10 protein-coding genes are annotated in these 13,215 nt (G+C 31.5%); 5 read left to right on the top strand and 5 right to left on the bottom strand.

Features of this window, described 5'->3' with window-relative positions; all coding sequences use genetic code 11:
• Positions 1 to 58: 58 nt before the first annotated feature.
• Both AOG54_RS05315 and AOG54_RS05310 read left to right on the top strand, forming a co-directional pair.
• Positions 59 to 1,441, top strand: a complete 1,383-nt coding sequence (locus tag AOG54_RS05315; RefSeq protein ID WP_048101383.1) for an MFS transporter — start codon at positions 59 to 61, stop codon at positions 1,439 to 1,441.
• A gap of 447 nt (positions 1,442 to 1,888) precedes the next feature.
• Positions 1,889 to 2,791 (top strand): hypothetical protein, encoded by a 903-nt coding sequence (locus AOG54_RS05310; RefSeq protein WP_156150289.1) that lies wholly within the window; start codon positions 1,889 to 1,891, stop codon positions 2,789 to 2,791.
• Here AOG54_RS05310 and AOG54_RS05305 read toward each other — a convergent pair.
• The 5 genes from AOG54_RS05305 to AOG54_RS05285 form a co-directional block, all read right to left on the bottom strand.
• Positions 2,776 to 3,885 (bottom strand): glycosyltransferase, encoded by a 1,110-nt coding sequence (locus AOG54_RS05305; protein WP_162200872.1) that lies wholly within the window; start codon positions 3,883 to 3,885, stop codon positions 2,776 to 2,778. The two genes, AOG54_RS05310 and AOG54_RS05305, sit on opposite strands and share 16 nt — an antisense overlap.
• Before the next feature lie 41 nt (positions 3,886 to 3,926).
• Positions 3,927 to 4,850, bottom strand: coding sequence for a glycosyltransferase family 2 protein (locus tag AOG54_RS05300; protein ID WP_052656714.1), 924 nt, complete (start codon positions 4,848 to 4,850; stop codon positions 3,927 to 3,929).
• A 28-nt stretch (positions 4,851 to 4,878) separates the two neighbouring features.
• Entirely contained in the window at positions 4,879 to 5,985 is a 1,107-nt protein-coding gene (locus AOG54_RS05295; protein ID WP_048101294.1) for a glycosyltransferase family 4 protein, read from the bottom strand.
• A 51-nt stretch (positions 5,986 to 6,036) separates the two neighbouring features.
• Positions 6,037 to 7,413: a glutamate decarboxylase gene (locus AOG54_RS05290; RefSeq protein ID WP_048101295.1), complete on the bottom strand. Its 1,377-nt coding sequence runs from the start codon at positions 7,411 to 7,413 to the stop codon at positions 6,037 to 6,039.
• Between the two features lie 68 nt (positions 7,414 to 7,481).
• Positions 7,482 to 8,132, bottom strand: a complete 651-nt coding sequence (locus tag AOG54_RS05285) for a cyclase family protein (protein ID WP_048101296.1) — start codon at positions 8,130 to 8,132, stop codon at positions 7,482 to 7,484.
• Between the two features lie 198 nt (positions 8,133 to 8,330).
• On the opposite strand from AOG54_RS05285, the gene AOG54_RS05280 reads away from it, so the two are divergent.
• The 3 genes from AOG54_RS05280 (at position 8,331) to AOG54_RS05270 (ending at position 12,663) form a co-directional block, all read left to right on the top strand.
• On the top strand, positions 8,331 to 8,948 hold the full coding sequence (locus AOG54_RS05280) for an HAD family hydrolase (protein WP_048101297.1): 618 nt from the start codon (positions 8,331 to 8,333) through the stop codon (positions 8,946 to 8,948).
• Between the two features lie 721 nt (positions 8,949 to 9,669).
• The gene (locus tag AOG54_RS05275) at positions 9,670 to 11,052 is read left to right on the top strand and encodes an APC family permease (RefSeq protein WP_054964384.1); all 1,383 of its coding nucleotides are present in this window, start codon (positions 9,670 to 9,672) and stop codon (positions 11,050 to 11,052) included.
• Positions 11,053 to 11,250: 198 nt separating this feature from the next.
• Positions 11,251 to 12,663, top strand: coding sequence for a hypothetical protein (locus tag AOG54_RS05270; RefSeq protein WP_055032508.1), 1,413 nt, complete (start codon positions 11,251 to 11,253; stop codon positions 12,661 to 12,663).
• The last annotated feature ends 552 nt before the right edge of the window (positions 12,664 to 13,215 follow it).

Genomic DNA, 13,215 nt, shown 5'->3' with positions numbered 1-13,215 from the left:
ATATAATTTTTTGAGTATTAATTAATAAATTTTTTATATGATGATTTATTATATATTTATGGATTACCAGTTTTTGGATGATAGAGTTACGGATAAGTTCCAGAAAAAACTTTCAGTACTGGCTGCAGTTGGTCCTTTTACAGATGGTTTCAATGAATTTGGTGCATCAACGGCATTACTGGCAATTGCAGTTTTATTCCATCTATCAGCAATCATGTCTTCACTAATACTTGCATCATACTGGATAGGTGTTGGCGCCGGAGGAATGATAGGTGGCATATTTTCTGATAAAATAGGCAGAAAAACACTGTTTGTATATGATACAATAGGCATGGGCGTATTTGCACTGATCAGTGCCATATCATTTTCAGGCACATTCTTCTTTTTCTCCAGGCTTTTACTGGGTTTCTTTATAGGCATAGACTATGTTGCTGCCCTACCGTTAATATCTGAATACTCACCCATAAAAGATCGTGGAAAGCAGTTATCATTTCAAAAATTCTTTTTCACACTTGGAGCCTTACTGGCAATAGGCGAGGGCCTTGCATTAACAGTACTTGTTGGTGTTTATCTTGCATGGAGATACATATTTATAACTGCTGCCATACCAGTATTTATATTATTCTTCCTGAGAAAATCAATGCCAGAAAGCTTAAGATGGGCAGTGGAAAATGGAAAAGAAGAGCGTGTTAAAAGTATTAAAAAGAGGCTCAATAATTACGGAATAAAGGTAAACGTCGATAAGAATGACCTTGGCGAGGAGACATCCATAAAGGATAATATAAAGAAATTCTTTTCAAGGCCAAATGCCAGGGCATTAATTTACATATTCTGGCTTGGAACAGCCTATTCAATGACCATTAACCTGGTTTCTGTTTATGAACCAAAATTTCTTAGTGATCTTGGCGCGACATCCACCTTATCATTACTTGGTTCTGTTATAAGTGCAGCCCTTGGACTCTTAGGAACCTTTATTGTTATGATCACAGTAGATAAAATCGGAAGAAAAAACATTGGCGTCGCTGGGTTTATATTAAGCTCCATACCCATGGGAGTAATGTATGTGGCATTTACACTTCATTTTGCCACCCTTCCACTTATAATGTCAATGTTTGCGATATTTTATTTTATTAACGTTGGAACAATAGGTACCCTTCAATATGTTCCTGCTGCCGAACTTGGAGGTACAAGAAACAGAGGATTATCAATGGGATGGGACAAATTATGGGAGTTCCCAACAGCGGCTGGTGCCTTTGCACTATATGCCTTTTTGGGCCCGATTAATTCGGTGCTTTTCGATACAATAATGCCGGTAATAGCAGGTATAATACTTTACATACTTGCAATAGAAACAAAGGATAAATCTCTTGAATATATAGAGGATGAGACAATAAACGAAAATGAGGAGGCACACACGTTCAAAGATGTGGAAGAAGAATAAATTTTTTTATTTACTTTATTTACCAGGTTCCAGTATTAATACTGTTTATGGTCATGCCCGTGTATAATATTTTGTGTATTTATTTAGGGTACCTACTTTTTGGCATTCATTATGGATGGTTTAAACTTATAAAAATCTAAAAATATATAAATATTGTATAAAAAATACAGGTATTTTGAATAATTCTTTTTTGGCTAAAATAATGTTATTATGCCTAGAATCTCATAGGACATTTTTCTTTACTGTAATTCTTATCTTTCAATGCCTTATTAATATATCAATAACTTTTAGCGATAATGTATGCAAAACATATATTAAAATCTGCTAAACCTTATGTATTTTTAATATTAACATATAAAAGATATACGACAGCAGGCTTAATGTTACAGAAAAATTAATAAGCCATAAAATAATAAAAGAATAACTATGCTTGAAGGTATAAAATGTGTGCAAATTAAATCTGCATCTAATAAAGATTTTCCATATAAATCCGATTTAAAATTTCTAATAAAGAATTTGCCCGCATTTCAGGAAAAAGTTTACATAGCAGAATTTGGAAGGTATAATCACAGCATTCCAGCCTATTTGCAGGTCCATGATGGAGAACATATAATGGTTAAACCATCCCTAGCTGGCATATCCGTACTGCGTTCAGGTTATAGCTGTACAATTCTGGATTTAAAAAATAAAATCAATTTACATGAAAGGCACCTGGATGTTTTTGATACCCCAATGGATTACAAAACTGTTAATGAAAGATTCAAAAAAGATTTAATCTATTACCTAAGGCATGGCGGTTTTATTGATTTTTATATTCACGATGACATAAATCCCATGATGTTTCTCAATGAAATAATCGGCAGATTATCCATAAAGTACTGCATAAATAAGCACAGGCTTTTTAATGTCTCTAAATTCCTTCTTGAGAACCCTGCAATGGAATTAAATATGCAATCATTAATGCATAGATTTGCACTTAATAAAAATGAATTGAATCAAATCCTTAACGCTTTAATAGATTCTGGATTAATATATACAGTTAAATCAGGTGAAAATAGAAATTATTTTAAAATATTTACATCAGACAACTGTTTTACATTAAACAATCCAGAATCTGATATTGTAAGGCTTGCATACAACGAGGCTTTCAGGCATCTTTTAGGTATTTATCCTGGGGCTAAATTTAAATACACAGAGGAATTTCCATTAATTCTATATTATAAAAATAATAAAATACAGATAAAATTATTTCTAGATAATGAAATAATAAAATTACAGGCCATAAAAAATAAAAATAGGGATGAATATAATTTCGAGGATTTTTTATTGAACGATCAATTAATATCATGATTTAATTTTTTATATTCATTTAAAATTATTTTAGCTGTATTTATATTTCCCTCAGACTTTATAATTTTTTTGTACATCTCAAGGCTTTTAAATGACTGTATCCTTAGTAATTCTCTATTTTTACATAAATATCTTATTTTTTCTGGAAATTCCTGTATATCACATATGATTATGTTATTATCAGTATTATATTCCTCATAGCTTCTTAAGCCAATTTTTGTTGATACCACCGGTATGCCATATGAAAGATAATCAAGGACCTTTAAATTTCTTCCACTGCCCTCGATCACAGGATTAACAGCCATGCATGCTGATCTTAACACCATATCCTTTTTGGCATCATCTATTACTCCAAGGAATTTCACATTTTTTTGTGACTCCTTAAATTTATAATTTTTTACATTTCCTATTATAATAAAATTAAATTCAGGAAGTTTTGCGGACATTTCTAAAATATGCCTGACAGCATCTATATTGGCCTGGTACAGGGACCCGATAAATACTATATTATTTGTTTCCATACCATTCCATTCTATATTTTTATTTTCAGTTAGCAGTGGTATATAGAATAGTTTGGACTCATCTATAATTTTTTTGAACTCCATTATATCATTTACTGAAAGTGATAATATCATATGCGCATTTTTCAACAATTCCTGCTCTATTTTGGAGACATAATTTTCATAGGGGTTGCCAGATCTGAGCCCCGTTTCATAGTTGTGTGCATCGTATATTATAAATTTATCTTTTATGTATGGCCTGAAGAGTTGATACTGCCAGGGCCCCTCAAATATTATAATATCACTTTTTTTAATTTCCTTTATAACCTCATGGACATATTTTTTACGTAAATATTTGCCCATGGAGAGAAAAACTTCAAATGACCGGTTTCCCTTTAAATAGGACATAATCATAATTAAAACTGACCTGTACTGCCTGGAATTACCCATATTTTTATCAACCAGCACAGGCCCGCCAGCAGAAACCAAAAGCCTATTTTCATAATTTTTAAGAAGGTTATGGCATCTTAATGAATATGCACTAATGTATTCAGGTATGATCTGCCCGTGGCATATCTGTAAAATTTTAGGCATGGCCATAAGATGGAATGCAATTGTTCATTATAAATATCTTCCTATATCTTTAAAAGATAATCCTCAACCCTTCTATTGTATTTTAATGGAAGTTTATACTGAAATATTTTTATGAATTTAAATGGATAATGAAATCTGTTTCCCTTATAGCTTGCCACAGAAAGCCAGTGAAGGACATCATCATAGTTCAGATCGTATTTTATTCCTGAGTTTAATAACCCTGAAAGCATGTTTAATTCTATTTTTAATGATATTATATAATCCCTGGCAAGCATCCGGGACTTTTTGGTTTTTAAAAATTTATACATGGTTTCCAGAGAATTCAGGTATCTTAAATATGTTTCCATTTTTATTTTCCATCTATCTATTCCACGCAAATTTGTATTGCTGGTACTTTCATGGAATCTATAATATGTTAAAAATTCACGGCTGAGTTCTATTTCCCCACCGGAGTCAAGGGATATATAATAAAAAAAGGTATCATACAGGGCCCTTACCTTTGATAGATATTCCATATTTATTATATCTTTTTTAATGGAAATTGATGATAAATTAAAATCAGGGCTGTAATAATATTCATCAATGCTATTCCCCTCATCATTGATAAATGTGCATCTATTATGAAAGTAAACCAGATTTTTATTATTTTTAAAGCTATTATATACATACTCGAGTTTATTGCTGTAAAAAAGATCATCATAATCCAGAAATGATAAAATATTTCCATGGCTGATCCTCAGTGCAGCAATATACTTTGAGGATAGGGAAAGATCATTTACATGCAAAACTTTTATTAAATGCTCATTTTCCATTTCTGAAATTTTTTGATCCTCATAATTTAAAACTACAATTATTTCATAAAAATCCCTGCCCAGAGACTGGTTTAATGCACTTTCTATGGCCTTATATACAAGATTATTTGGTTTATATGACGGTATTATAACAGAGATAAAATCTGATTCCATTAAAAATGCTATAAGAATTCTGTATAAATTATTTTTTATATACTATTTTTTGCATTACATCCAGGTATCTGGAATATGTTTTCTCATCTGAATATTCATATGCCGTTTTAATAGCGTTTTCAGACATTTTAATTAATATATCAGGTTTATCCTCAATCTTCGTTATTATATCTTTATAATCATCATCTGTACCGGCAATGAACGAATTTATATTATTCTTAAGACCGGGCATGTAAACGTTTTTACCCGTCACGGGAACAAGACCGCATGCCATCCCCTCGACGATGGTCAGGCTAAAAGCCTCTGAAACAGATGGCAATAAAAGTAAATCACAGGCCTGATAATATTTTAATAAAATGTCGTCGGATACACGGCCCAGAATGTGGATTCTATCATTACCAGCATATTTTTCAGTGTTGCCTATGCATATAAGATGTATATTTTTTGAATTTTTAATTAATTCTATGGCAAAATTAAGCCTTTTTCTCTCTGGAGACATGCCCACCCAGAGTGCATAAATTACTTTATTTTCCATGTTTAATTCATGCCTAATTTGAATTTTATTTCCTGGCCTGAAATAACCTGTATTAATACCAATATTAATCGCTGTTATATCGTTTTTAGAATACAATTTTTTTAAGGTATCCAAAAGACTGGCAGATACGGTTATAACAGTGTTGCAATGCCTAACAGAATATCTTTCCATTAGATATGAAAAAAATAAATTTGGATGGATTAAACCCCATTTAATTACAGATTTTTTAGTATAATTTTGTTTTACACCGGCAGAAAATAGTGATGTTCCGTGCAGGGTCATGATTTTGTTTAAATCATTAATTCTGGAAATAAAACATCCATTGTCACCGTTAATATGCGCCATATCATATTTTTTCATGTTTTTTTTAACATAAAAATAAACTTTTATATTATAAATGAGTTTTTTAAAATAAGGAAATTTAACCTTAATCTGAATGAATTTAATATTATTCTTTATATATATCTTATTTTCCGTCCCGGAAATCATAATGGAAACCTCGTTTCCATTTAAAGTTAAATATTTGGAAAGACCATTTACGAATCTCTCAATCCCACCGCCAAATTCTGGAGGTTTGTATGCAATTTCCAGTATTTTCATTAAATGACCCATTAATGATTTATTTAATATATAAAATATATTAGAATACTTTTAGGTAACCGCATGTCCCCTTCTAGGTGATTTCATTTCAAATTTTTGCCTTCTTCCCATATTATTTAGTGCCTGTTTTATGTTATTTATCAATAAATTAGCCATATCCCTTGAAAAGCTTTCCCTCACAACTATTCTCATTAAAACAGTACCGCTGGCATTATCAGGAAGAGAGTAGGCAGGTATGATCCATCCGAACTTTCTTAATTCCGATGATAGGTCAAAGAGATCAAAGGCATCCTTATGTTTCTGTTTGAAGGTTATTACCGGTATATGTTCTGCTGAGCTTACAAGTTCAATGTTATCCATTTTTTTAATCTCACTTGCCAGATACCGGGCATTTGCCATCATATTTTCTGCAATTCTTTTATATCCTGATATCCCCATTCGTAATATATTGTAATACTGTGCGGCAATATTTGATGCACTCCTGGAGAAATTCAGGGTATATGTGGGCATCTCATTTCCCAGATAATTAACATAAAATATAAGGTCTTCTGGGAGATACTTTTTATCCCTGAATATAAGCCAGCCAAGACCTGGATATACAAGTCCAAATTTATGCCCCGAGACGTTTATTGAGGCCACATGATTTAGCCTGAAATCCCATAGAAGATCGGGCTCAATAAAGGGTGTTATAAATCCAGCGCTGGCAGCATCAACATGCAATGGTATAAAATTTCCGGTTTTTTCCTCATATTCATTAAGCATTTTATTCAGTAAAAGAACATCATCAAATGCTCCAGTAAATGTTGTTCCAAGCACGGCACCAACGGCTATTGTATTTTCATCAATGTTTTTAATTAATTCCTCAGGGCTTGATACCATGGTTTTTTTATCTATGGGCACTATTCTCGGTTCAACATCAAAGTATTTTGCAAATTTGTCCCACACAACATGGGTGTCTGCACCAAATACAATATTGGGACTTGAATAATCCTTATTTTTTGATTTCATTTTTTGCTTCCAGTTCCATTTATGCGCCAGAAGTGCAAGCATTATTGCCTCTGATGATCCAATTGTTGAGGTACCTATAAATTCATTTTCCTCAGGTGCATTATAGAGCCTGGCCAGTATATTCACTATTCTATTTTCCTCCTTTTTTATCTGCGGGTATTCAAAAGAGTCAATAAAATTCTTATGGGCATTTTCCATGTAAAGTTTATCCGCTTCCGGTTCCATATAGGTTGTAACAAATGTGGCAAGGTTAAGCTCCGGTATTCCATCCAGATTTAATTCCTGATGAATCATTTCATATGCTGCCTGGGAAGGCATTCCATTTTCTGGAAATTTATTTTCCGGCACCGGTGAATCAAAATACCGGTTGCTGTATGTTCCATAAACCTTTTTTTCTGAATCTTTTTTAACGCTGACCATGAATTTAAGATATTGACATACTATTTAAATATATTAAATATAATTTATAAAGATTATTTAAAATAATATTAAAATTCCATGGCAATTACCCTTGCCATTGAACCGCTTGCTCCATAAAGTTTTAACGGTAAAGCAACAACAAAGTATTCCTTACCCTCCTCAAGGAGATCAAGATTTGTTAAATCCTCAATAAACGCCATATTTTTTGCAAGCAGTGCCTTATGAACACCAAAATCAGCATGTGAATATGGGTCTATTCCAAGCGTATCTATACCAAGAACCTTTGGTTTATGTTCCAGAAGAAAGTCAACAGCATCGTATGAAAATCCCGGAAATTCATACTGGAATTCCTTTGTGTAACCCCTTTTTTTATCCCATCCAGTGTTTACCAGTATAATTTTTCCATCATATTCCCTTTTCCAGATCTTTTTAAGTGCATCTGCATGAATTTCATCCCCATCGTATTGAGGTCTGATGCAGTATCCAGGACCTGCAAGCTGTGTTAGAGGGATCCTATCCACCGTGGTTCCATTGTCTATCATATGGTAGGGCGCATCAATATGTGTACCGGTATGCGTGACAGATTCGTATTTCTCAACGGTATAACCATCCCTGGCAAGGAGACCTATTGGATCCACCCTTACAAGTGGATTTGTTGGCCAGCACGGCATATTTGTTTTAATTTCCACAGACAGATCAAAAATTTTTTTTGGTTCCATAAAAAATAATGAAGTTGGTATTAATAAATATATCTAATGTATTAATAGTATTATTTGATAAAATTTTTCAAAAAGCGAGAAAATTTGAAACAGGCATATTTATAATATTGTATAATCAAATAATTTCATGGAATTTTATTTGATTAAATTAAGATTGTTTAACAATTAAAATTAATAACATACATTCAATACCAAATAATGGGAATTCCAACATATGGCATTATTTTTGATCTAGATGGCACGATATGGGATTCGGTGGAATACAGAATTAAGGCATGGAAGCAGGCACTTCATGATTATGGAATTGATACCGACCCGGAAATTATTAGATTATTAATTGGATATCCGGGCACAATGCTCATCAAGGCAGTTAATGGCAGGGACCCAAATATAGAAAAAAGTGAGGAGGAATATTTTGGAAATTACATTAATTACGTAAAATTCTTTCCAGATGTTGATAAAACATTTAAAGAATTAAAAAACATGGGATTTAAGATTGCCATAGTAACATCGTCAAGAAGGGCCATGGTCAGCAGGCTAAAAATTAATGTTGATGCGATAGTAACAATGGACGATGTAAAAAATGGAAAACCTGATGTGGAACCATATTTAAAGGCGCTGGAAATAATGAATGTTAGTGCCAATAATGCTGTTGCGGTTGGTGATATCGATAATGATCTCATACCCGCAAAAAGGCTTGGTATGACTGCGGTTCTTGTAACCCATGGTGCAAAAAAGGATGCAGATCATAAGGATTTTTCCATAGTAAATATATATGATGTTATAAATGTGGTCAAAAAAAGATTTAATTTATAATGTAAAATTTGAAAAATTTTTTCAACAATAAAGAATTTAAATTTATTATCCCGGTAACCTAAGAATTGGGCCTTGAAATCATATATATGCATACATAATAAGAATATTTAGGAATCTTATTCTGGAATATTAATCTAAATGGCTTTAAAACAGCTTTAGAGATACGAAAATATTTTATTGAGAACCATGAATATGTAAGAAAAATAGTAAATTTATGAACAGTCTGAATATAAATTCAAAATTTAAATGTAAAATTATTGATGGTGAAAACTGATAAAAATTTAAAATATGTAATACTGAAATAACCGAACTGCATGGATACCTGGATATCACGTCTAATAATTTATCCGGAGAACCCCCTTCAAATATGGTATAAATCCCTAATTTTCGGGAAATTAAAACGATAAATAATAAATTTTGTATGTTTTATTTGGTTACATTTCAAAAATTTTTATTGTAATAAAATAAATACATAGAAATACAATAAATGCATACAGAATAGGCTATATATGGAACAGGGAACAATGCATGTTATAGTCTATCATAATAAACATTTAAGTAAATTAAAATTACATGCAATTAAAAATCAATATAAAAAAATATATAACCATAAAAAATTCAATAAAACTGACCTTAATAAAATATTATATACGGACATAAATGTGCATAAATATTCCCTGCAATAACCATAAATCCAGATTTATTTATGGGGTGAGATATCATGCAAGGATCAGCAAAAACATTGAAGAGAGATACATTAAATGTATATGATGTTATTTTTCAGGGAGTGGCTGGATCTGCCCCCGCTGGTGCGGCAGTTGCAACCCTGACGGGCTCTGCCGCATTTGCCCTCGGGTCACTGCCACTATCAGCTGTGGTGGCATTTGTAATTGTATTTATTAATGCTGTGATTATAAACAGAATTTCCAGACATGTGGCCGGCGCCGGCGGATACTATGCATATTCCAGGGAGGGGCTAGGAAATTTTGCGGGCATATATACCGGCTGGATGTACATATTATATCAGGTCATGTCCCTGGCATTCATAGGTTTGAGTATAGCCATATTCCTTCCAGCATTGCTTTCATCGGTATTTGGAATAACCATACCGTCATATTCGTGGGTGATTTTGCTAATAATTGTGCTGGCATTTGGTTACTTCGTTTCATTCTCAGGGGTAAAAAATTCTGTGAGATATGCAATGGTTATGGCCAGCCTTGAGGTTGCTGTTGTTTCAGCAATAAGCATTATAATAATAATATCAAAGCCAACCGTAAATACATTTTCTGTTTTTACACCAGTATATGCATCCCATGGCTTTACAGGTGTTATGCTTGGAGTTTTATTTATGTACACTGCATTTACAGGTTTTGGAACTGCCACCCCTCTGGGTGAGGAGGCAAAAAATGCAAAAAAGGTCATAGGCCGTGGTGTCCTTGCCTCTTCTGTTGTCCTTGGACTGTTCTTTATACTTGCATCATATGCATTTACAGTGGGCTGGGGTCCGGCAAATATGTTAAGCTATTCTACTGAACTAGTTCCCGGAATAATACTTACAAAGAACTATATAGGGTTAATAGGTGCAATAATAATAACAGCCTTTTTTATAAACAGTTTATTTACCGATTCTGTCGTTTTCACAAACTCACTGTCAAGGGTCGTATTCTCAATGAGCAGGGATAATGTTCTTCCAGGGATACTTTCCAGCGTGCACTCAGAAAGAAGAACACCACACAGGGCGGCTGGATTAATGGTTATCATAGCCTTTATAATAGGTACTGTAAGTGTGGTCACCCTTGGCGGTTTTAACGCATTTTTATTCACTGGAATAGCCTCAACACTTGGTGCCCTTGCAGTTCATATGATTGCAAATGCATCACTTCCTGGAATTGTATATAAGTTAAAACTTAAATTGAATATCGCTGCTGATGTGATACTTCCGGCAATATCCATAGTTATTCTTGCCTTTGTATTCTATGGAAGCTTTATAAGCATTAATTCTGTGGTTATAATTGCGAGCATAACATTTGTGGTGTGGCTTATAATAGGCTTAATATATTCATACCTTGGAAGAAAAATGCTCTATCACGAGAATATACAGTAGGCCGAAAATTATTAAAAGGATATAAAAAATATTTTTTTTTAAACTCAACTTTTTAATCCTATTTTCTATTATTATAATATTTATATACAAACCATTTCAAATGTAATAATTTTATTGAAATGGTTAAATTTATGGTAAATTTAAAAAAAATTGTGTATTCCGCCAAAAAATTTTTATCTTATTTTATGTTATATTTGTGTGCTTTCAAACCTTACAAAATTCATAATTAAAACAAGAATGAAATCGCCAAGATACATATTTTATTTGATTCTTTTAATATTTTCATTTTTTGTGAATATTTTATATTTCAGATATAATTTTCAAAGGCCTTATATACTGGGGTATCTCGTAATTGTACTCATATCAACCTTTATAATAATCCCATTATTTTTGTCCGGCAATATAATTATACAGTCAGATAATGATTTTCTCCTAAATATTCCATTGAAAAAGAAAGATCTGTTTAAGTCATATTTCTTCTTCTCATCCATAAAATATTCAATTGTATTTATAATATTTTTATATTTAATAGGGCTTGCACTTAATTCATATAAAATAATTATAGGAATTTTTGATGCATTATTGTTATATCTAATATCCATTGGTTTATCATACATTTCCTCATACATGATTCATAAAAAGTATCCATTAATATTATTCATTATATATTTATTCAGCCCATTAATATATAATTATAAATTTAATATAAATTCAGTATTTTTTGGAAATATTATATATGGAAGTGCATCATCAATAGTTATCTTTATTATAATATTCTATTACATATTTTCAAGGTCTTATAAACTTGATTTCCTGATGTATGAAAAACCATCGGAAAAAACATATAAATCAAGAAATTTAAGAGGAAAACCATTAAATGTGATATATAAGCTAAACACAATATATTCAAACACAGTATACCTTTTTGGCATATCCAAAAAACGTTACCATTTTTCGAGAAACATATATTTCTGGTTAATAATATATGCAGGTTTGGGCACAGGATATTTTATGCTAAATTATATTTTTGATTTTACAGGCATTCCAAGGTTTGAGCTGTTTCTTTATACATGGGAGCTTACATTCTATCCACTAATATTCAGAATTGCCACACCGTGGGCATCTGAAAGGGCATGGCTGTCATTTTCAGTCATGAATCCGTGCAGATACATAAGGCATTACATGATATCAAGGTCCCTGGCAATACCCATGATGATGTCCCCCCTTATTTTATCAATGGGCCTTGTTTATTCATTTCATCCTGATAATTTTAACCTAATGTTATTAATATACTCTTTAACCATTCCCGCATCCATGATGCTTGCCGGAATATATATTTCTGGCATATCTTATCCCTTTCAGGCCCTTGATTTATCCTCATATCCTAACAGTTCACTGGTCATGAACAATTTTAGGAAGGCATTAACACCTATGATAATAGTTTCCATACCATTTATATTTCCATTCATAATTATTTTCACATCAAGTGATTTGATTTATTTTGCATTTTATTTATATTCTGTCTTGCTTATATTATATGATTTTTATATCCTATCAGGGAAAAAAATGATTGAAATCAAAAATAATATGGAATTTATAAATTTTATATAATTTTATGATTAATAAATTATTAAGATTTATTAAACATTATTTAAGCATTTTAATATATTAGATCCTACCTGCCATGGATCTTTCAAAACTTTATGGAAGATGATACATGGAGATAATATGGGTAATGATGACTTTATGGTCATTATAAATAAAACCTGTTCAGTTTTAAATTTAATAAAAATACATAACTTTAATGAAAGTATTAATGCTACCTTTTCATTATCAGTTCAGATACGTATCATAATTTATAATCCACCCCATGTTTTTTGGCTATAAAACTATTAATACCATTAATTACATTAAATAAAAGATTAATCAATAAAATTGGGGAAAACAGCCCAAATATTTTATAGATTATTTTTTTAATTTAAAATTTTTAATTTTCCTGCTTGATGAAAAATTAGAATTTAAAGTTTATAGTATATTTAGATATTTTTATGTTCATGGCATTATATAATTTGAGTGTTAATAGTTAATTGTTTAAACCAGAGCTTATTAGTTTATTAAGCCTTTGAAAATTTTCACTTCTTTTTAAATTATATTCATTTAAAA

This window comes from Acidiplasma aeolicum, assembly GCF_001402945.1.
Classification (GTDB): domain Archaea; phylum Thermoplasmatota; class Thermoplasmata; order Thermoplasmatales; family Thermoplasmataceae; genus Acidiplasma; species Acidiplasma aeolicum.
The sequence above is the reverse complement of the archived record's forward strand: the minus strand, read 5'-3'. Positions and strand labels throughout refer to the sequence as shown.